Origin of the sequence: Chryseobacterium sp. PCH239 (assembly GCF_018924625.1) — a bacterium.
Taxonomy (GTDB): Bacteria; Bacteroidota; Bacteroidia; order Flavobacteriales; family Weeksellaceae; genus Chryseobacterium; species Chryseobacterium cucumeris.
The window spans coordinates 2,379,436-2,400,468 of sequence record NZ_CP073027.1 but is presented as its reverse complement, the minus strand read 5'-3'; the positions used below and the strand labels follow the sequence as shown (position 1 = coordinate 2,400,468).

Genomic DNA, 21,033 nt, shown 5'->3' with positions numbered 1-21,033 from the left:
ATAATAATATCGTATACTTTGGCACAGTTTTTATATGATTATGGGTAAAATTAAACACAAAATTTATATAAAATGGTGGGTTATTATATCATTATTGGTATTTCAATGTTGGTGAGCTGGTGGGTTTCGTCCAGATTGAAATCGAAATTTGAATATTATTCCAATGTGCACCTTCGAAATGGCCTTTCGGGGAAAGAAGTAGCGGAAAAGATGTTGAGAGATAACGGGATAAATGATGTTCAGGTCATATCAGTACCCGGGCAGTTGACGGACCACTATAATCCGGCAGATAAAACAGTGAACCTTTCTGAGGGTGTTTATATGCAGAGAAACGCAGCGGCCGCAGCAGTGGCAGCTCACGAGTGTGGGCATGCAGTGCAGCATGCAGTAGGGTATTCTATGCTGAATTTACGTTCAAAACTGGTTCCTATTGTCAATATAAGTTCCAATCTGATGCAATTTGTCCTTATTGCGGGTATCGCAGTAATGGCTGCGTCCAGAACAATTGAAAACCCTAATGGAAACACTACTGTGCTGGCAATCGGCGTTGCGATGTTTGCCATGACAACACTTTTTGCTTTTGTAACACTTCCTGTGGAATACGATGCAAGTAACAGAGCGATGAAGTGGCTTAAAGATACTGGAACTGTAACTGCAGAAGAATTTGTTGGAGTACAGGATAGCTTAAAATGGGCGGCAAGAACTTATGTGGTAGCTGCATTAGGTTCTCTGGCACAACTTCTTTACTGGGGATCTTTGCTTCTTGGTGGGAGAAGGGATTAATTATTAAATTCAAATGAAACATATTGCATCTCAGAAAGCTTTTCTGAGATGCTTTCTTTTTGTGCCAGTTTCAATGACGCGGTGAGAATACAATTTTCATTCGCATCGAAGTTCAAAACTTTAGCATCAAATTTAGAAAGCAAGGTAAAAATTGTATTCTGCTGATTGAAGTTAAATTGAATCTCTACTTCTGTTTCTAATTCTCTGGTGATAATACTGGCTGCCTCTAATGTAATCTTCGCAGATTCTTTATAAGTTTTTACAAGGCCGGAAACTCCCAGTTTGGTTCCTCCGTAATAACGGACAACAATGACAAGGACATTGGTGATTTCATTCGCTAATAATTGATTGTAAATAGGCAATCCTGCACTTCCGGAAGGTTCGCCGTCATCATTGGCGCGATAGTTTTCCCCATTCAATCCCATTCTGAAAGCATAACAGTGGTGAGTTGCTTTCGGATGTTCTTCTCTTATTTTCTCCAGTGCACTCTTTAATTCTTTTTCATTAGTCACAGGATAAGCAAATCCGATAAACTTGCTTCCTTTTTCTTTTAAAAGAGTATTTTCTATGGGGCTTTCTATGGTTTTGTATTCGAACGTCATCGGAATTGCTGCTTTGTTGTGCAAAAATATTAAATAAATCCTAGTACTTAATGAAAGAAGCCGTCAGATTTCTGACAGCTTCCCAATTTTTATGTATTGCAACTTTTTGTTATTTCTATCCGCAATAATCCAGCGGAAGTAAACAAATATAGTTTGTAGGACCACAAAAGTCTGTAGGACAGAAATCTCTACATCTTGTAAGGTCTCCATTAGGCAAAGTACAGTTTACAAAAGCTCCGCCTTGAATAGATTTTAAACCGATTCTTGATACTTTTTTCAAATTTTTCATGATATTAGTTTTTGTTTTACATTAAAATTTAACAAGGGAATGTTCCATCTGCCCAAGGTGGTGGGCAACTCATACTGGAAGGTGTTGCGCAGCAATGTTGTAATGAAGGAGGATAGAATGAGCAATATTCAGGAGCAATTCCTCCGTTTACTTTTTTTAAACTCTGTCTCGAAACTTTCTTTAAATTTTTCATAGTAATTTTAATTTGTAAGACTAATGTAAAGAAATTATTTCATTTGATGGTGATACAAAAGTATTATTTTGCTTTAAAAAATGAAATGGTATTATCTCTGAAATTTTCAATCGTATCAGGAACTTGACTGAATTCCGGGGCTTTTGTCCCATTTTCTAATGTCAAATTCTCGTTTTTAATTACAATGGCTTCGTCCCAAAGATTAGCATTAATAAATTCCTGCAGAGTAAAGCGGCCCCCTTCGATAATCACAGATTGTATTTGTTCTTTATACAATGCCTCCATGAGCTCAGGTAGAAAATGAGCTTTGTTGATTTGAATGAATTGAATATGTCCTTCAGTACCTTCTTTCACGGAATTTAAAACCAATGTTCTTGCTTTATTGTTATAAATATTGAAACTGGCAGGAACTTTTAAATCAAAATCAATCAGAATTCTTACAGGATTTACGCCTTCAGCATTTCTTACGGTAAGACTGGGGTTATCGTTCAATGCAGTTTGAGTTCCTACTAAAATGGCATGCTCGTCAGCTCTTAACTGATGAACAAACTGGTTTACTAATGTATTGGAAACGGCTGTCGGTGTAAAATCCTTATCCAAAAAGCCATCACCGGATTCTGCCCATTTTAAAATGATATATGGTCTTTTCTTTTCGTGATAGGTGAAAAATCTTTTGTTCAGTTCAATGCATTCTTTTTCAAGAATTCCTGATACGGTTTCAATTCCAGCATCCTGAATGATTTTCTTTCCTTTTCCATTCACTTTATCATGGGAGTCCATTGCGCCAATCACTACTTTTTTAAATCCTAATTCTTTAATCTTCAAAGCGCATGGCGGAGTTTTTCCATAATGTGCGCAGGGTTCCAGAGATACATAGATTGTAGATTCCGGAATCAGATCTTTATTTTTAACGGAATTGATGGCATTGATTTCTGCATGAGGTTCTCCTGCTTTGTGATGATACCCTTCACCAATGATTTTTCCGTTGTGTACGATCACACTTCCAACAAGAGGGTTAGGGTAGGTGTTGCCAAGAGCTTTTTGAGCCAGCTCGATACATCTTTTGATATAAAATTCGTCGTTGTTCATATGTATAAAAAGAAAAAGCGAAGACAAATTGCTTTGCTCCGCCTTTATTTATTTTGTTATGTATTAATCTCCGCTGATAATGCTGTGAAGATTTTGTTTTAACGTTTCAAGATGAGCTTTTTTCTCATCAATCGTGTTATAGGTATCTTTTAAAAGAGGGTTTTCTCTGGACGGTTTGTTGAAGAAAGAAAGGTTGTTTTCCAGTTTAACAATTTCTGCCTCAAGATCAGAGATTTGATTTTTGATCTTTCTTGCTTTGTCGGTAAGTTGGTTTTCAGATAGACCTTCTTCTTTCAGTTCAAGTTCGTTGATCTTATTTATTTTCAATTTCTCTCTCAATGTTTTGTTGAATTCAGAGTTGATTGAAATTTTATCTCTCGGAACTTTTCCGATATTATTCCATGAAGTTTTGATCTGCTCGATTCTTTCAATGCTTCCTTCTTCATTGGAAACTTCTTTCAGTTCATCAAGAAGAGCTTTTTTGTTCTTATAATTTTCTTTCCAGTTGTCGGTAGAGGTATTGCTTTTCTCTCTGTAATTATTGAAGAATGCATTACATGCGTCACGGAATTCATCCCAGATTTTATTGGTCATGCTCTTTGGAACGTGGCCGATTTTTTTCCAGTCTTCCTGGAGTTTTTTGAATAACGGAACAGCAATATCCCATTCCTCGTTATTCATATTGTCCTGTGCAGTCTGGATCAGTTTAAGTTTTTCTTCAAGATTTGCCTGTTGAGAACCTTTCAACGATTTGTAGTAATTATTTTTCGTTGTATTAAAGCCTCTAAGTGTCGTTTTGAAATCATTCCAGTTTTGGTTGGAAAGTTTTCTTGGAACACTTCCTGTTTTTAAGAATTCAGAACGCAGATCTTCCACTCTTTTAATGGCATTCTGCCAGTAGTTGTGGTTTGGCGTTTCCGAAGGCTCAGACAGTTTCTTGATTTCCGCAATAATCTGATTTTTCTTTTCAAGATTTTCACTCTGTTCTTTTTCAATAGAAGCTGAAAGTTCAGATTTTCTTTCGTGAATTTTATTCGAAATTTCTTTAAACTCTTCCCATGTTTTCTCACGGAACTCTTCAGCAACAGGTTCTGCTTCTTCTTTCCAAAGTTTATGAAGATACTGAAGTTCGTTTAGAGCTTTCTGGATAACGGGTTCATTTTCCAGCTCTTTAGCGCGGGCAATAATATGTTCTCTCTTTTCCAGATTGTGGCTGTATTCCTGCTCCAGAAATTCTTTATTAAGATCCAGCATCTGATAAAACTGATTCAGGTGGTGGAAATAATTATTGTTGAGAATTTTGAATTCAGACTTTGCAACCTGTCCTGCTTTTGACCAGTCTTCTTTAATCTCACGAATAGATCTGAAAAGATTGATTCCTGGTTCTGAGCTGGTGTATAGATTTTTAAGTCTTTCGATTATGCTTTGACGGTGGTCAAGGTTTTTCTTTTGCTCTTCTTCCTGTCCTTTCTGGAAGTCGTCATGTTTTTCCTTGAAAATATTAACCAATGCAGAATACTTAGCCTGAGAAGGGTGTTCGTAGCTGAAATTTTCAGCTGGATTTCCCGCTTCTACATATTCATGCTTTTTATCTTCCACTTCATCATGGATATAATGACTTGCTTTCTCTTTCAGCTGGTTGAATCTTTTGAAGTTCTCACCGGCATTGGGAGTGTTGATGATTTTTTCCATTTCCTTTAAAGCATCGGCAAGGGAAATTTCTTCCTCATGTTCATCCAGGTGCTCTGCATCATCTTCATGTTGGTTTGCATCATGAGAAACTGTGTTTTCTGATGGGTCCTGAGATACTTCGTTAGGATTTTTCTTTTCTTCGTTTTCAGAAAGATTGTTTTCTGTAGTCATAGCAAATCTTTTATGTGAGTGGCGTTAATATCCTTTAAATATAGCTTTAAGGCCAATTAAAGTACTAATTTATGTTATTTTTTTTGAAAATTCCAAATTTCCCAAGCTTTTTCTGCTTGCTGTTCAAGCATATAGTACCCATTCACTGTTTTTGCTCCTTTTTCTGAGGCATTGATGATGAATTGGGTATAGTTTGGATTGTAAATCAGATCAATAACGAGATGATCTGAAGAAAGCCCGTCAAAAGGAAAGTTCAGACAGTCTTTCACATTCGGGAAAGTGCCTACCGGTGTACATTGGATAATAATTTTATGCTCTGCAACAGTTTCCTGATCAAGATTTTCATAATTGATTTCTGTACTCCTTGAAATAGTTACAGAAGGAATATTGTGCTTGTCCAATGCATATTTGACGGCTTTTGCTGCCCCTCCGTTTCCTAAGATCAGTGCTTTATCCTGAGAAGGTTTTTTGTGCAAAAGAAGCGTCTTTTCAAAACCGAACGCATCTGTATTATACCCTGTTTTTTTGCCATCCTGAATAAGAACGCAATTGACAGCACCTATTTTCTCGGCTTCATCACTTAGTTCATCGAGATAATCGATTATTTTTTCCTTATAAGGGATGGTCACATTGAATCCTAACAAGTCCGGAGAAGCAAAAAGGTTTTCTACTTCATTGATTTCGTTGAGATCAAAAATATCGTAGGAGAAATTCTTCAGCATGAGCTTTTGGAACTTGTTTTCGAAGAATTTTTTAGAAAAAGAATAAGAAATATTTCGTCCTATCAATCCTAATTTTTTATTGGAATCCATACATCAAAAATAAAAAAAAGACCGGATAAATCCGGCCTTGGTTTGAAATATTTTTTAATAATTAATCTACGATAAATTTAGTAGAGAAATTATCTGTTTTAAGGAGATAAGTTCCTTTTACTATACCTTTAAGATTAATTTTGTTTGAATGTTTGAAAGGATTGGCAATTGTTTCAATTCGTTTTCCTGAAAGATCATAGATCTCAGCTTTTGAAATTTTGCTAAGGTTTTCTCCTTTTACAAATAATTCATTATTTCTTACCGGGTTAGGGTAGATGGTAATTGCTGATGTATCTTTTTGGTTTTCAGCGGTAGCTAACGTAGTTCCGAAACATGTCCAGCTAAGATCATCCAGAGCAACTCTGTTGGACGTAGACGAATTTGTCAGTTTAATCACCGCATTTCCGTTTACATTTATATTATTAATGGTAGTTGTAGTAACAACATTACTGTAAGGAATGGTTCCTACATTGACGTCGTTTACAAGAACATTGAAGTATCCTGCGCTTCCGGAGAATTTCAATTGAGTTGTTAAAGTTAAGCTTTGAACTCCACCTGAGAAAGTTGAACTTGTTAAAGTTCCATTTTTTATGGTAATGGCTTTATTATTGATGGTCTGGTCAACTCTTGCGTCTGTAGCAGTCCATGAAATTCCATTATTGGTCCAGTTTACTGTCATGTATGTATTTACAGGACCGGTGATCATTTCGAAATTTTCAGTTCCACAGTTTCCTCCTCCGGCAGGTACATCAAGAGTTGTTTCTGTAGCTGTTGTACTTTGTGGGGAAGAGTTTGCGAAAGCATCTTTAGCAATAATGTAGAATGTGTATTGAGTCAATGGTGATAATCCGGAAACAATAGTAGATGTTGTTGTACCTGAAACAGTAGCTTTTAAGGTTCCGTTGGCATAAATATCATACGAAGTTACTCCCACATTATCTGTAGCAGCTGTCCAGCTTAAAGCAATAGAGTTTGAAGTTGGGTTGCTGGCAACAAGGTTGGTTGCAGCTGTAGGGGCTTGGTTATCAACAACCGGAGCTCCCCAGATCTGAGTAACATATTCGGGGTGATCAATGAAAGGGTTTCTGTTTCCCTGGTAAGTATAAGAAGCATTGTTTCTTGCAATTTCTTCCGGAGATACGGGATCCATTGCATTCCATGCTAAATATTGATTAAGTGCCCAAGGCTGTAGTCCCGGGAATGCTGTGTTACCAAGCATGTCACCAGTAGTGAAATTAGGAAGTTTGTCTTCATATCTTGTTACGAAATAAAGGATCATTCTGGCAATGTCTCCTTTGAAAGCATCAATGGGTTCAAATACAGTACCTGCATATCCTGCAGAAACGGAATTTCCTAGTTTTGATCCATTTTTAGAAGTAAAAGAAGGTGTTCCTACAATTCCGAAAGGGTAGTTGGATCTCATTCCGTTTACTTTTCCGTCTGTAGCACGGATAAAATGAATGTCAGCTACCATTGGGGAAGCATTGTTGAACAAACTTTGAGGAACAACGTGCTCTCTGTTGTAGCAGTCACCTTCATTAGAATATCCGGCAGATCCGCACTGACTGGTTCCCAGGGTGAAATTATACTGATCCGGTCCATTGGGGTTTTCAGAATAAATATCCAGAATTGTTCCATCATTTTCATAGAAGTAATCGCGGTCTGTGGTAGCATAACCTGTCCACAGGCCACCGTAACCATTGTCTATATGTCCATTACTGATAATGGTTTTAAGAGCTGTTTTAAGAGCTGCACCTGTTAAGGTCGGCGATTGATTATAATATCCAGCCGGAGCCTGTGCCAAAGCGCTTATAAATGTAACGCTTAAAAGAAAAAAAGATAAAATTTGTTTCATTTTTTAAAATTGGGGCGTAAAGGTACGAAAAAATGAAACCGAAGTGTATTAATTCTATGTAATATATAAAGTTGAAATGTTAGCCTTTAGTAATATATTCTTTACTGATTTTTGAAAAGAACCATGAAATAGTTATTCCAAACAAGGAAGCTGTAAGGGCTACAATAAGATAATTTTTTCCCACAATTTTTACCGGGAATGGCAAAACCTCATTAGCTCTGAAGAACTCTGTATAAAGCTGGAAGTAGCAAAGTGCTGTTCCAAGAATTAATCCGGTAATCACACCTGAAATCACAATCAGGAGGCCAGTGTAGAAATAGGTCATTCTTAAATGGCTTAAAGGAAAGCCTAAAGATATCAATGATTTTGCCTGTTCTTTTTTGTCAAGCTGAAGGATAATAATGGCTCCGGCAAGGTTAAAAGTCGTAATAAAGATCACCAAGGCAAAGATCAGGTAAATGAATAGCTTTTCTGTATTAATCATTTTCCAGAAAGCAGCATTTTCCTCTTCTTTGGTTTTGATCTCAATATTTTTTCCGAGAGAAGAAAGCAGGCTTTGTTTTACAGCATCGGCATTTTCCGGATTTTTCAGTTTAATAACAATCTGGTAAGCAGACTTTTTAGGAAGAGTGAGTAATTCTTCTGTAAGCTCAATAGGAGAAACGATATAATTGTCCAGCTGGTCTTTTCCCGGGAAAACACCTGTTACCAGAATATCTCTTTTATTATAAATGTCTTCTTCCTTACTGATAATCCCTGTTCCCGGTTTGGGCATAAAGACGGTTGCATAATGATTGGAAGAATCCACAGGAATTGAAAGTCTGTTATCCAGACTGTTTTCCATCAACACCTCATTCGAGTATTTGAAACTTGGATAAGTTCCGTAAAACACTTCTTTATTAATAGGATTTACCTTAACATAGGCAGAATCTACCCCTCTTAGGTAAGCAATATCACCCTTTCCGTTGAAACTGATATATACTTTTTCTTCTATAACGCGGGAAAAACTGCTGATTTCCTTATTGTTGCTCAAAACTTTACTGACGTTATCCAGATTTTTGATGGTTTTTCCGGAAGTGCTTTTTAACGTAAGATCAGCGTGAAGATTGGAAATAAGGTCTTTGTTCAGGTCTTCAAGCCCTGAAAAAACAGAAATAATGACGAACATTGCAGCCACAGCAACCGTCATGGCACCTACAGCCAGCCACGTAATGAACGTAACGGCAGTACTTCCCTTTTTAGCCAAAAGGTATCTGGATGCTATGTAAAATGCAATATTCTTCAAGATCTATAAAACAGGATTGTCGCCTTCACCTCTTAATTCTCTTTCCAGTCTTTCAACATCATCAAGAGCGGTATCCAGGTAAAAGTTAAGTTGTGGAATAATACGCACCTGTTTTGCCATTTTCTGGCCAATGAAGTTTCTGTATTGAGGTTTGTTTTCTTCAATCTCCTTCATCACAGCGGTACGGAATTCCTGTGGGAAAATGCTTAAATAAATCTTAGCAATTCCTAAGTCAGCAGTTACTTTTACATCTGAAACAGATACCAATATGCTCTGTTTGCTTTCTGAAGCCTGTTTGCGGAAAAGCTCTGCGAAGTCTTCCTGAATGATCTGTGCTACTTTTCTTTGTCTGTTACTTTCCATAATTTCTGCAAATTTAGTACTTTTGTTTGAATTGATACTTTGAAATTCAACTACAGTATCAAATTTACGATTTAATTATATTGATTAGTATTTATGAAACTAGAACATATTGGCATTGCCGTAAAATCTTTAGGAGTTTCTGATGAACTTTTTGCCAAATTATTAGGAAAAGAATCCTATAAAAAAGAAACAGTGGAAAGGGAAGGGGTAGTAACTTCTTTCTATGAAACAGGAGAAAGTAAAATTGAGCTTTTGGAAGCCAGCAATTCTGAGAGCCCGATCTCAAAATTTATCGATAAAAAGGGAGAAGGCATCCATCATCTGGCATTTGGCGTTGAAAATATACTGAAAGAAGTGAAAAGACTGAAAAAAGAGGGGTTTCAGTTTATCTCCGAAGAACCGAAAGAAGGTGCTGATAACAAATTAGTTGTATTCCTTCATCCCAAGTCTACAAACGGAGTGCTGGTAGAACTTTGCCAAGAAAAGCAATAAAAAATTTTGTAGTGAAAGAAATTTTACTATTTTTGCAAACACAAAATTTAACCAAGTTTTGAGGTCCTATAGCTCAGTTGGTTAGAGCACCTGACTCATAATCAGGTGGTCCCTGGTTCGAGCCCAGGTGGGACCACAAAAAATCAAGCACTTACAGAAATGTAGGTGCTTTTTTTATGTCCCAAAACTATATACTGAATACAGGTTCAGGTTTAAATGATAATACTGTATTGGTGCAGGGCTATAAAAAAGTAGGACATACTGCCCTGCATATAGATTTTTTATTAAAAAACTTTATTATTCTTTTTCAATAGGATTATTGTTAAGCTTGTAAGATTCTTTTATTTCCTTCCCTTGTTTCTCAATAAAGTCCTTTACCTTCATATCAGTTCCAGGCATTGTCATACTTAATAATTGAGGAGTTAGCTCATTTCTCATGGCAGCTAAAGGATCCTGTTTGTAATTTTCAAAGGTTTTTATAAATTTTACTTTTTCTACTATTTTCACATTACCATTGGTGAACTTTTTAACAAGTGAATCTTCACTGTTATCTTTCGCTTTTTTATTTCCTTTTAAGGTAAATGAATAATTGTGTTGATCATCTTCTATTTTTACAATTAATCCAGGTAAACCATTAAATTTATAAGGACCGTCATTAAAAGGAAGATCAGGACAAAACCAGGCAACCCATTTTCTTCCCGCAAAATTTACTATAGCTTTTTGGGCATTATATTCGCCGATTTTTTGCTTTTCTTTCTGAACTTTCCAATCAAAATTTATTTTTTCCTGATAGCCAAAGGTAAGAGGAGTCAATCCGTTCATAATATCTTCAGTATATTGAACTTCCATGTCAGGATATTTTTTTGTTACAGAATAGGTAAATCTGACATTCGGAGGTGCTGACTGATTTTCGTAAATGCCTGTTTTTTGCATTTTTTTAAATACTTCGTTGGAGATTGAATCTGAAACAATTAATTGATAATCTTTAAAAATCGATTGATCTTTTTTAATATCTAAAACCATCATTGCAGTTTCATTTCTTGTAGAATCTTTTTTAGGTTTATATTGTACTTCATAGAAAAAACGATTGATCTCCTGAGCTTTGATTTTGATAGTGGTTAAAAAGAATAACGGTAGTATCAATAAGTATTTCATGGGTTAATTTTTAAAATTTGTATCTGTATTTTGCAAAAATTTTATACCAAAAATCCGTGAAGGGAGTAGGTAAAAAAGAGAAAAAAGAAATAATTCTCCAGGGAGAAGTAAAGTGGGCAAATATTTCAAATATTGCCTTCGAACGTACCCAGACTTCATTATCATTCACAAAATAGATGGTCTGAAGATCTATAAACTTAATTCCTTTATCACGAAGAATTTTCCTTGCTTCTTTGTTTCTTACGGAAATGATTTCCAGTGTTTTAACGTTAGATTGGCTCCATTTGGAAAACCTTGTGCAAAACTTACATTCAGAATCATAAATAATAACTTTCATTTTGTGAATTTTTAAATAGATTGCAAGTCTGGCTGCGTTTTTATGTTTTTATATTGTGATAAAATGAATAACGAAGAAAATGACCCTGCCAAAAGCCCTGTAAATATCATGACTCCACTTTGAAGAATAAATGGAATTTTTTTCATGTAATCAATATTTTTTGAGGTTACCGCATATTGTCTGGATATCATCTGCAATGTTTCAGCATATTTTAAAGATAATGTTTTATCAATTAAAGCATACACGAAAACATCAATCAAAAAAATCATGATGGCGCTAAGAATGAACGTACAAATCACATAATAAAAATTGGCGATATGATTTACCTGTTTTACCTTTTTATATTTCTTTAGTGACAGAAACAAAATAATTGCAGCGATCATAAAAGCAATAAACAATGATAGAATAGGGAAAAAAGCAACTGCAGTAATACTAAAATTATCATAAGAAAGATAGTATGCAATGCCATAAATACATCCTGTAAAGGATAAAGCGATCACTATTGAAGTAATAAAAATATACTCCAATGAAATAAGGTTATTGTCCATAGAAATTAGTTTTTAAATGCTAAATGTTGATGTAAGAGACCCAATCTTTCTGAATATCTTCTGTAAGATGTGTCCTTATTAAATGGTATTCTTCTGATAGGTAAATTTTAGCGAATTTTCCATTTTGTAAATGTCCGATATAATCACAACAATTTGTAAGAGTTTCCATAATATGAGAGCTTATCAAAACGATCTTATTTCTTTTTTTGAGGTCATCAATGATAAAATAAAACTTTTCGACACTTTCAAAATCGAGTCCGTTAAATGGTTCATCAAATAAGTATATGGGTCTGTCAATTAAAATATTACAAAGGATTGCAAGTTTCTTCTTGGTTCCTAATGAAAGTTTTTCAACAATAGCGTCTGTTGGAATATTAAAGAAATTTGTGAGTCTTGTTATCTTTTCATCCTCGTTATCATGAATAAACAGGTTTAAAATATCGTTAACCGACAGATAAGGATAAAAGTAATTTTCAGATTCCAAATATGAAATATCTCTTTTATATATGGGTTGGTCTTGTAATACTATTTTTCCATGGTATCCTGTATTTTGAAAAATAGATTCAAATAAAGTTGTTTTTCCCGCACCATTCCTTCCAAGAACACCGAATATGCTTCCTTCATTTATATTTAAACTTAGGTTATCCAAAATTTTTTTGGAGTTATAACTCAAGGTGATATTTTGTATACTAAACATACTTTGTAATTTTCTTTAAGGCTGATTTTCTATTGTTTATAATGTAAATTATTGCTGGAATTAGTAGCCCAATAATAAGTGTAAATTTGAAAAATTCAGCATCATTGATATGAGTTACCTTTATTTTTCATTATAATTTACGTACTTATTAATAATAATAACATAATTTGAAAGAAAAAGATAAAAACTGAAATAAATTATATAATCTTTTTGTAGAGGATTTAAAAATGCAAAGCTGATTATAGCAGGAATGGAGATCATCAAGCAAATCAGAAAAGAGTATATGATTTTTTTTTCTAATCTGAATTTTGAGAATTGCAGAATGAGAATTTCTTTATTTTCCTGGAGTGAATAAACATGCAAAAGAATATGTAGCCAGCATAATCCTAATATTATCAAAGTTGCAGGATGATATCCTAAGAAAACGGAAAGTAATACAAAGGAAAAGAAAATTATAATATTCTTTCGTATATAGGCTTTCCACTCTAATAATGCATTAGGGAGTTTATTGATAAACCTTGGGTTTGCAAAATATTTTTTAAGCTTTAATAATGGTAAAATGAAGCATATAAAACCATTTCCCAAAAAGGCAAAGTTATTTTCTTTGAAAACGAAAAATAAATTTATAAATATCCAAATTATCAAATATTCTAATGCGAGGCTTATATAGAATTGCTTTCCTAAAATATTTTTTAAAAAATTAATATCCTTTCGAGTAAAATGAATGATAAATAAAACAGTTGATGAAATTAATGCATAATAGCCAATATGATTCGTTTTAAAAAAAAGTAAAAATAAAAGTATTATACTTACTAAAACACCAATATCCATACTTTGGTTTGACGCTTTAAGTAATAATTTTAATCTCAGTTTCAGATATCTCTTAAGCATATTCTTTAATAAATATTTTTCTTTTGAATAGCGATACAATTTTTTGAAAATATACTCCAGCCTTTTTCCATTCTTCATCACTTATGAAAAAACCATAACACATCATAAATAGGATTTCAAAATCATGGATCATCATAAAAATGTATATTCCCAGATGGATCATTATTCCAAGAGCAAACACAACGTATTTACCGGTTTTATGCCATGCAAGAAAAGGAAATGCTAACTCCCACATTAAAGTAATATAGGTAGAAAGTGTCACAAAAATCCCATTTTTTGCTAGTATATTATTCATTTCTGTTCCCTTAAATCTTTCTAATTGTAATGTATAATAAGTGGCAACACCGCTGAACCATACTTTAGCATTAAGTTTGAATACGGCAGAAACGAAATAAATCAAAGATAAATGAATTTTTATAGATAAAACGGATATTTGATTGACAAAATAGCTGATACTATCTTTTTTTGTCCGGTACTGTTATTTAATGTGAAATACCTGTAGCAATCCGTAAAAATCATGTACAGTAAAAGAAATTTCAATAAATTATCACCACCATTTAATATAAAAGGATATGCTCTTTGAACAATTTCTACGGAAATATATAACAATAAGGGAGTGAAATACCTGAAAATTCCAAAGGCAAATAAAATACTTAGCAACATTATAGCACTAAGAATAATATTAATATTTTGAAAAATAGAGGATTGCTGAATTCCAAATAATTGAAATATTGGATTAACAGGTGCTCCTTTCAAAAATGTAGCATCAGTGATGAGATCCTTATTAAAAAATAATTGTAAATATTTTTTAAACACGTGTATTGATATCAATATCCTGAAAATCGAAAGATATATATAGTGATTTGAGTGGAATAGTTTTTTCATTTTAAAAAGGATAAGGATTGAAAGCAATTACTTTAGATTCTACATTTGGCTTTTTACTTTCTCTATTAGCAAATTTTTTAATTTCCTCAGAATTTATGTTTATCGTTACATATTTTACTGTCTTTAACTTTTCGGCAGACATTTTATCTTTTCCAACAATCTTCGCATAGTCTTTTAAAAGAAGAAAACCTTGAACTTGTTCAGGAACTTCATTGAGTCTTTGTACTGCCAGAAGATTGGCATTGTGAAGATTTAGCTCGGGTTGTGTAGTATTTATTTCAGTTCTTTCTTTCACTATTGTATTAACGATACCTTCGATAGATCCATAAATTGTATAGTCTACCATCTCGGCTCTGCCATTAAATGGCCTTGTATTTCGTTTTGATTCTATAATTGAAGAATAGACTTCGAAAGCAGCAATTTCATTTTTATTCTCATCCAGATAGGTAAAATAAAGTTTGTAGTTAAATTGTGGTGGAGGGGCAAAAAAACTCCATTTTTGAGCAAAAAAAGTAGAAAATAGTTTCATTTCTTTTTGATACTCAATCTTTATAAAATTATTGGGTGAATTGTATAAAAATGTAAAAAGCCAATAAATTGATACACAGGTAACGATAAATATTTTAATTGCTTTTTTCATAACTGTCAGGAATAAAAATGGCTCATTGTATTAATGAGCCATTAAATCATTATTAGTCTAAGTTCTGGATGTTTGCTGAAACATCATCTGTTGCGTGAAGACCATCTACTAGAGCTGAAACAACCATTACAGCAAGAAGAACGGTGCCGGCAACAGCAGATACACTTGAACCTGGAGGAAGCGCCTGGCGTGAAGTGTTAGAAGACTGTACTTGATCTCCATAGGCGATACCTTGTGCTTTAACTACATTAGGTACTAAAAAATTTAATGCAAATACGAATGCCATTCCACCTGCGAAAACTGAGTTTCTGATTTTTTTGTTCATGATAATTTTGTTTTTTTTATGATAATTAATTTTGTCATATAATCCCTGACATGGGTTTTCTGCTGATCAGGCTTGTTTCATTTTTATATTGCGCAGATATAAAAAGGTTAAGATTATTTGTGTTTCTAACCAAGGCAAAGATGCGTGTGCTTTTTCGATGATACAAGAAAAGTATAGTGGGATTTATAAATTTTGGATGAAAATCCTTATGGATTTATAAATTTAAATGAGAATTGAATGTTGTGTAAATTATTGTTTGCTAGTCTGTTGTGTTTTCAATAGTATCCTGCATAAGAATTTATAGGATACTATTGGAAAGTGTTTTTTTTCGGCGAATAATATCAGGAAACTGAGGGAAAAGAATGGGGTATTTTGAAAAATTCTTTATAAGAATGATTCATAAGCAAGCGTTTTATAATATCTCACTAGATAATCATAAATAACCATTTCAAATAATCTTTGCTGAGAAACAAATATTCTGTTGATATTCATATGGAAAATACTCTGAAATAAGAATTGCAGAGGCATTTCTAAAGATTGATTTTTATGTTTATGAAGAATGTTTTGTAGCGCAGTGTTCTTTTCTTCAATATTATAAATAATAGAGTTTCTTTCTTCCAAAAATTCTTTAGAATTAATAAAGTCTACAAATTTAGGTTTAAACTCGCGGTATTTTTTGTCTAACTGGCTATTGAGTTTTTTATCGGCATTAAATTCCTGTTTAAAAGTATGATTAAAATATTTGATCCACTCCAGCTTTTCTTGGATGGGAAGATTAAGTTTATTCAACATCTCATCCATATAAAACAAGCTGACTATGATCTTTTCCTCATCATCATAATGTAAACACTCCAACGTGAACTCACTATTTTTGTGAAATAGGGTTTCTATTTCTTCCATGGTATTCTTTCCATACCTTTCAATTTCCCGTTTATAGGTGTCGACCATAATGGTAAAAATCTCTCCACTATCTATATATGGCTGAAAAATATTTTGAGCAGTGTTAAGAATTTCATGATAGTATTGGGGATCATTTAATTTTAATCTTATCCTCAAATGAGATTTAGGATCATAATACCGTATAAAAAACCATTCGGAAATATAGCCGTTCTTCTGAAATAGCTCTATTAAAGGATGTATGGCTTCTTCCAGGATTATATCAGAAGTTTTTATACCTGTATATATTTTCAAGTATAACCAATTACTTCCGGGGATAAAAGTTCGTTGCATTATTAAATATCTTACTTATTTTTTTCTTTTACGGCTTTATACAGTGGAAAAATAAACTCCTGTCTGAAATGATCGTTTTCATTCGATAAAAATTCTTCTATAATGATTGATTTTTGGCTTTTAACAGTTTCAATAAAAAGCTTTGCCATATCATAATTTTCAAGAGCCAGGGTTAAAGTATTGTCAAATTTGGACCATTGAATCCAGTCCGGAATTTTTCTTTTGTTTCTCCAGTTTTTTAGTTCCTGTAAAAAATCTTTTTTGTTCAATTTTAATTGATCTAACAAAAAAATATCTTTTTCTGTAATCTTCCACCGCGCTTTTGAAAGAATGATATTACGATATTCTACCCTTGGCAAAAATGTATAAATATATTCTAAGTCGCCCCAATTAAAATAAAGCCCGGGTTTGATATTCTGTGTATGTAAATCTGATAAGAAATGATAGACAGGTAATGTATTGGTATAGTAATTATGGGCGTTTGTGAGATAAGGAATAACCCTCCTATTTAGTTTTTTTGAACGTAAAATAATCTCATCATTTTTTAAAGAAATATATAGATCCTCTGTAGATATCTGATTTTCTTGAGGCAATAAAGATTGAGCTAAATAAGGAATTTCATACGTTCTCAAAGTAGGTCTTCTTATTATATTTCCTATCCTTGCTTCAGGTAAGTGAATGATTTCAGCTAAGATCACGTCAGAGTTGAGTTCTTTTTCCTTTTCAGCAATGTTTTTGATAAGATTCTGTACTTTTGATTTTTCAGAACAGAATCGCCCCAAAAGAGTGCCGGCACTAGTTCCTGTGCTTGCATTTAAGAATATTTTTTCCTGATTATTTTCAGAAATTATTTCTGCCATGATAGAGGTGGTATCAGGCATATTATCCCAGTTTTCCTGGAAATCTTCAAAATCCGGATCAGTTAGTTCTATACTATATTGGTTATCTAGTAGAGCTTCCTGTAACTTTTCATTAAGTATTATCTGGATCGGAGTAAGCTCAAGATTTTTATTTTGTTTTTCCTGTGAAATAGGGAGTATTAAATCTTCTATATAAGGATGAATGCCTTTTGAAGATGTATTTTGCTTATATCCTATACCTATTTCAGTATCTAAGACATATAGCAGAGGCATTTCCTGAGTATCAAACTTTTCGACAAAAGCTTTTTTAAATCTGGAAAATTGATTTTCCTTTTGTGTTAAAGTGATTTTATTCAGAAAACTTATTCCTGTTTTTAATTGTTTTTTCCAACTTGGGGATAAGTAAAAAGGAGAGATATTATAGAGATCCGTCTGAAAAAGATATTTTTGTTCATACTCCATAGTGAACGATTGTATCAGATCTCTGATTTCATCGTATAATATAGTAGGATTACCAATATTTAAATCCAGTTTCTCCAAGTTATTCTTTAAAGAAAGTAAAATATCAGTTTCATTTTTTATTTTTAATCTATTTAGAACAGTAATAATAGTATTTAAAAAATCAGTTCCTGATACATTAGGTTCAAGCTCACTTACCAGAACCTGATTAGCAATCAATTCTTCTACAAATTCTCTTGCTTCATCTTCTGTTATCTCTTCATTAAGCAGGATATGAGAAATTTCACTAATGGTTTTACCTTGTTTTGAAAAATTTATTATTTGCTGTAACTCTGCAGATATTGGAGCCGAGGAAATAATGTATTCTCTTTTTCCTCCTGTATATTGATATTCTATATATCGAATTCTATTACCTATTTTATAGATGCTGTTATTAGGAAAAAATAAAAGCTTATTCTTTACTATGGGTAGTTGTGTAAAGTATTGTGCAAGAGAAACAAGAAAATGCATATCTAATCTGGTATCCCGTACTAATTGATCAGTAGGTAGTTGGTATCCTGTTGTGTTGTCGGAAAATTTTGATGCTTCTAAAGAAAATTCTCCTAATCCTATACCAGAAAATAAGCCGAATGGAGTACAACGGGTACTCATTCGGCTATAATATTTTAGAAGGGTATTTTTGAGTTTATGAAACTCTTTGGATGATAATGGTTTTTCTGAGCTGAGCCATTTGTCAAACTTTTCATATAGATGAGAGGAGGCAAGATAGATAGCCTCCCTAAAAACAGGATTGTTAAAAATCTCTTTTAAGTTTTTATCTGAAATTTCATCTTGACTAAGTTGTTCCTGAAAGCTCTTTAGTGAGAATAAAGGGGTTCGTACTATATACTCATTAAAAAAATGATAAGGGAAGCGTGACATCTAATTTTTTATTTGTTCTTTTGGTCGGTAGTCGGGATGGCCTAATTGCCAAAATGCAAAAGTAAATATATCATCAATATTAGTATATCTTTGATCTACTGCAACATTATTTCCATGACCTCCTTCAAAATCTATTTTTAATAACTGAGGATTGGAAGAAGCATCATTAAACATTAGTTTAGCAGCATATTTTACGGGTTCCCAGACTATAACCCGCTGGTCGTTTATTCCTCCGGTTATAAAAGTAGCAGGATACTTTTCTCCTTTTTTAATATGCTGATAAGCATCCATTTCCAGCAAACTTTTGAATTCTTTTGGATCGTTAACCGTTCCGAATTCTTTGGGCTGGCCATTAGGGGTTATTTCATCTCTTAACGGATTCATTACTCCTACTTCTGCAATAACTACTTTAAAGAGGTCAGGTCTCTCCGTCATGGCTCTCCCTACAGTAATTCCTCCGGCACTGGAACCCCAAATCGCTACTTTTTCTTGTGAGGTATATTTTTCTTTTATCAGATATTCTGTACAATCTATTAGATCCCTCCAGGTATTGGGTTTAGTTTCTTTATATCCTCCTAAGCGCCATTCTTCTCCTTTTTCTCCTCCTCCTCTTACATGAGCTATTGCAACTACACCACCTTGTTGAACCCATAATAAATAGGTGGGGGAAAAATAGGGATTATTAGAAATACCATAAGAACCATAGCTGCTAATAAGAGTCATATTCTTACCATCTTTTTTGATGTTTTTATTATATAGTAAGGATACCGGGATTTCTTGTCCATCTCTTGATTTCACGATGATTTCATTAACAATAATATCCTGAAACTCGGGATATTTAGTAATAGGGGTAAGATTTTCTGGCTTGAAAGAATTGGTCTTTAGGTCATATTTAAATCTTTGCTCATCATTGGCCCAGCCGGAGCAAGTTATCCAGATATCAGAATGATTTTCTCCTTTGCCTCTTAAATTAATATCTCCGGATGGATAGGGAAGCTCAATAGAATGATTTTGTCCGTTTTTATATAAGTATAGTTTAGCTTCTACTCCGTTTTTTGTAGTGGTATAATAAATACCATCTTTTGTGATGGTATAGCTTTTAATAATTTCGTCTTTTTTTTCAGGAATCAAAACTTCGCCATTCTTAAAGTCAGGATTGATAATACTGGTTTTACATAGCTTATTGAGAGAAGTATTGTAACCTGATATAAAAAATATTTTATCTTTTTGAAAAGTTAAACTTTTAGCTTTATCGTCCGAATTGGAAAATAATCTCCAATTTTTTTTACCTGATAATAAATCCTGTTTACGAATGATAAATGTTTTTCTATAAGACTGGAAATCAACCAACATGCCAATATAGTATTGATCATCAGCACTAAAGTCTAAAATGATAGGAAATTGATCTTCGGTAATATGTAGATCAGGATTGTTTTTAGCAGAAAAAACGTCAACCGATTTATTAGGATCAGTTCCAATTTTATAGAATACAGTTCTTGTATTTTTATAAAAGTTTTGAGATGTTGGGTCAGTTGTAGAAAACTCGACATAGATAAACCCCGTATTATCATCTATCCATTTTATTCCATCGAAAGTAGCGGGTGCAGAGTTGGTAATAATCTCAGGATGTACATATTTCGTTTTTACATCCAGGATAATTATTTCTGATAATTCTTTTCCTTTTTCAGACATGGAAACAGCTATTTTACTGCCATCCGAAGATGGACTTATATAATTGATAACAAAAGAATGACTTCCGTTATTCTCTTTATACATAGCAGGATCATATAGCAATACTTCTTGGCCTAAAAAGCCTTCCTTATAATATAATCTTGCAATCTTTTCATCACCATTTTTCTTTAAATAAAAATATTTGTCATTATCGGTAATTTCAAAATCTGATATAGAGTACCCCTGCCTTCTGTCAAATTCTAACCTTTTTTCAACATAATAGTTTTTTTTAGGAATTTGATTTAATATAGAATTGGTATAATTGGTTTGAGACTGCATCCAATTTATAGTTCCTGCGTTTTGAAGATCCTCAAGGTTTCTATATTCATCTATTATTTTAGTTCCAAAATAATTTTCTGTAACAGGTTTTGAAGGTGCTAAATTGTTTTTTTGAGCCTTTACGGGAAGTACGTATAAAATAGCAATAATGACAAATATTAAGTTTTTCATATTTATTTAAGGCTTGATTGTATGTTTAATGGGAGTGTTTGGATCAACTTCGCCATTTTCATCTAAAGATACCTGATTACCATTCCCTCCATATCCTCCATGGATTCTCTTTAAATCATTAATCTTCATAATCTGTACTTTTTTTAAAGACAATTTCTTTTGCGCGTTGTTTTCTTTTTTCATGATTGTTATTGTTTATAAAAATTAATTTTACAAAGAAAGCAATATTTCTTTGACCCCACTGAAAATATATCTATAGATTTATAAATACATATTTG

The 21,033-nt window shown here is 33.1% G+C and carries 23 protein-coding genes and 1 tRNA gene; 3 read left to right on the top strand and 21 right to left on the bottom strand.

Annotated features, from left to right (window positions below):
- Window positions 1-72 precede the first annotated feature (72 nt).
- Window positions 73-783 carry a zinc metallopeptidase gene (locus tag KBP46_RS11125; RefSeq protein WP_174525207.1) on the top strand — a complete coding sequence of 237 codons (711 nt, stop codon included), beginning with the start codon at window positions 73-75 and terminating at the stop codon, window positions 781-783.
- Here the strand turns inward: KBP46_RS11125 and KBP46_RS11120 are convergent.
- The 9 genes from KBP46_RS11120 to rbfA all read right to left on the bottom strand — a co-directional run bounded on the left by KBP46_RS11120 (window position 780) and on the right by rbfA (window position 9,134).
- Window positions 780-1,385 carry a YigZ family protein gene (locus KBP46_RS11120; protein WP_062675582.1) on the bottom strand — a complete coding sequence of 202 codons (606 nt, stop codon included), beginning with the start codon at window positions 1,383-1,385 and terminating at the stop codon, window positions 780-782. The genes KBP46_RS11125 and KBP46_RS11120 overlap by 4 nt on opposite strands.
- Before the next feature lie 115 nt (window positions 1,386-1,500).
- Window positions 1,501-1,674, bottom strand: coding sequence for a hypothetical protein (locus KBP46_RS11115; protein ID WP_157885786.1), 174 nt, complete (start codon window positions 1,672-1,674; stop codon window positions 1,501-1,503).
- Window positions 1,675-1,702: 28 nt separating this feature from the next.
- Window positions 1,703-1,867: a protein with bacteriocin-type signal sequence gene (locus KBP46_RS11110; protein WP_216445382.1), complete on the bottom strand. Its 165-nt coding sequence runs from the start codon at window positions 1,865-1,867 to the stop codon at window positions 1,703-1,705.
- Between the two features lie 63 nt (window positions 1,868-1,930).
- Complete coding sequence (ribD, locus tag KBP46_RS11105) at window positions 1,931-2,956, bottom strand: bifunctional diaminohydroxyphosphoribosylaminopyrimidine deaminase/5-amino-6-(5-phosphoribosylamino)uracil reductase RibD (protein WP_216445381.1); 1,026 nt, start codon at window positions 2,954-2,956, stop codon at window positions 1,931-1,933.
- Window positions 2,957-3,019: 63 nt separating this feature from the next.
- Complete coding sequence (locus tag KBP46_RS11100) at window positions 3,020-4,819, bottom strand: DUF349 domain-containing protein (RefSeq protein WP_062675580.1); 1,800 nt, start codon at window positions 4,817-4,819, stop codon at window positions 3,020-3,022.
- Between the two features lie 74 nt (window positions 4,820-4,893).
- Window positions 4,894-5,631: a shikimate dehydrogenase gene (locus KBP46_RS11095; RefSeq protein WP_123278971.1), complete on the bottom strand. Its 738-nt coding sequence runs from the start codon at window positions 5,629-5,631 to the stop codon at window positions 4,894-4,896.
- Window positions 5,632-5,692: 61 nt separating this feature from the next.
- Complete coding sequence (locus KBP46_RS11090; RefSeq protein ID WP_216445380.1) at window positions 5,693-7,486, bottom strand: endonuclease; 1,794 nt, start codon at window positions 7,484-7,486, stop codon at window positions 5,693-5,695.
- Between the two features lie 79 nt (window positions 7,487-7,565).
- Window positions 7,566-8,771 (bottom strand): ABC transporter permease, encoded by a 1,206-nt coding sequence (locus KBP46_RS11085; RefSeq protein WP_034693452.1) that lies wholly within the window; start codon window positions 8,769-8,771, stop codon window positions 7,566-7,568.
- 3 nt (window positions 8,772-8,774) lie between these two features.
- On the bottom strand, window positions 8,775-9,134 hold the full coding sequence (rbfA, locus tag KBP46_RS11080; RefSeq protein ID WP_034693455.1) for a 30S ribosome-binding factor RbfA: 360 nt from the start codon (window positions 9,132-9,134) through the stop codon (window positions 8,775-8,777).
- Between the two features lie 93 nt (window positions 9,135-9,227).
- Between rbfA and mce the strand changes: the two genes are divergently transcribed.
- The gene (mce, locus tag KBP46_RS11075) at window positions 9,228-9,626 is read left to right on the top strand and encodes a methylmalonyl-CoA epimerase (RefSeq protein WP_216445379.1); all 399 of its coding nucleotides are present in this window, start codon (window positions 9,228-9,230) and stop codon (window positions 9,624-9,626) included.
- A 62-nt stretch (window positions 9,627-9,688) separates the two neighbouring features.
- Window positions 9,689-9,762, top strand: a tRNA-Ile gene (locus KBP46_RS11070).
- Window positions 9,763-9,923: 161 nt separating this feature from the next.
- Here the strand turns inward: KBP46_RS11070 and KBP46_RS11065 are convergent.
- The 12 genes from KBP46_RS11065 to KBP46_RS11010 all read right to left on the bottom strand — a co-directional run bounded on the left by KBP46_RS11065 (window position 9,924) and on the right by KBP46_RS11010 (window position 20,938).
- Complete coding sequence (locus KBP46_RS11065) at window positions 9,924-10,781, bottom strand: GLPGLI family protein (RefSeq protein WP_062675575.1); 858 nt, start codon at window positions 10,779-10,781, stop codon at window positions 9,924-9,926.
- Between the two features lie 10 nt (window positions 10,782-10,791).
- Window positions 10,792-11,118 (bottom strand): DUF393 domain-containing protein, encoded by a 327-nt coding sequence (locus tag KBP46_RS11060; RefSeq protein ID WP_062675574.1) that lies wholly within the window; start codon window positions 11,116-11,118, stop codon window positions 10,792-10,794.
- Between the two features lie 11 nt (window positions 11,119-11,129).
- Window positions 11,130-11,666, bottom strand: a complete 537-nt coding sequence (locus tag KBP46_RS11055) for a hypothetical protein (RefSeq protein ID WP_216445378.1) — start codon at window positions 11,664-11,666, stop codon at window positions 11,130-11,132.
- Window positions 11,667-11,685: 19 nt separating this feature from the next.
- Window positions 11,686-12,315: an ABC transporter ATP-binding protein gene (locus KBP46_RS11050; protein ID WP_253297271.1), complete on the bottom strand. Its 630-nt coding sequence runs from the start codon at window positions 12,313-12,315 to the stop codon at window positions 11,686-11,688.
- Between the two features lie 168 nt (window positions 12,316-12,483).
- Window positions 12,484-13,194, bottom strand: coding sequence for a hypothetical protein (locus tag KBP46_RS11045; protein ID WP_216445376.1), 711 nt, complete (start codon window positions 13,192-13,194; stop codon window positions 12,484-12,486).
- A gap of 52 nt (window positions 13,195-13,246) precedes the next feature.
- Window positions 13,247-13,654 (bottom strand): hypothetical protein, encoded by a 408-nt coding sequence (locus tag KBP46_RS11040; RefSeq protein ID WP_216445375.1) that lies wholly within the window; start codon window positions 13,652-13,654, stop codon window positions 13,247-13,249.
- Window positions 13,655-14,140: 486 nt separating this feature from the next.
- Entirely contained in the window at window positions 14,141-14,779 is a 639-nt protein-coding gene (locus KBP46_RS11035; protein ID WP_120233381.1) for a hypothetical protein, read from the bottom strand.
- A gap of 52 nt (window positions 14,780-14,831) precedes the next feature.
- The gene (locus tag KBP46_RS11030) at window positions 14,832-15,104 is read right to left on the bottom strand and encodes a hypothetical protein (protein WP_062675569.1); all 273 of its coding nucleotides are present in this window, start codon (window positions 15,102-15,104) and stop codon (window positions 14,832-14,834) included.
- Window positions 15,105-15,488: 384 nt separating this feature from the next.
- Complete coding sequence (locus KBP46_RS11025) at window positions 15,489-16,295, bottom strand: thiopeptide-type bacteriocin biosynthesis protein (protein ID WP_253297270.1); 807 nt, start codon at window positions 16,293-16,295, stop codon at window positions 15,489-15,491.
- Window positions 16,296-16,345: 50 nt separating this feature from the next.
- Window positions 16,346-18,574: a lantibiotic dehydratase family protein gene (locus tag KBP46_RS11020; protein WP_216445373.1), complete on the bottom strand. Its 2,229-nt coding sequence runs from the start codon at window positions 18,572-18,574 to the stop codon at window positions 16,346-16,348.
- The gene (locus tag KBP46_RS11015) at window positions 18,575-20,755 is read right to left on the bottom strand and encodes a prolyl oligopeptidase family serine peptidase (RefSeq protein WP_062675566.1); all 2,181 of its coding nucleotides are present in this window, start codon (window positions 20,753-20,755) and stop codon (window positions 18,575-18,577) included.
- A gap of 6 nt (window positions 20,756-20,761) precedes the next feature.
- Window positions 20,762-20,938, bottom strand: a complete 177-nt coding sequence (locus KBP46_RS11010) for a hypothetical protein (RefSeq protein WP_157885784.1) — start codon at window positions 20,936-20,938, stop codon at window positions 20,762-20,764.
- Window positions 20,939-21,033 lie beyond the last annotated feature (95 nt).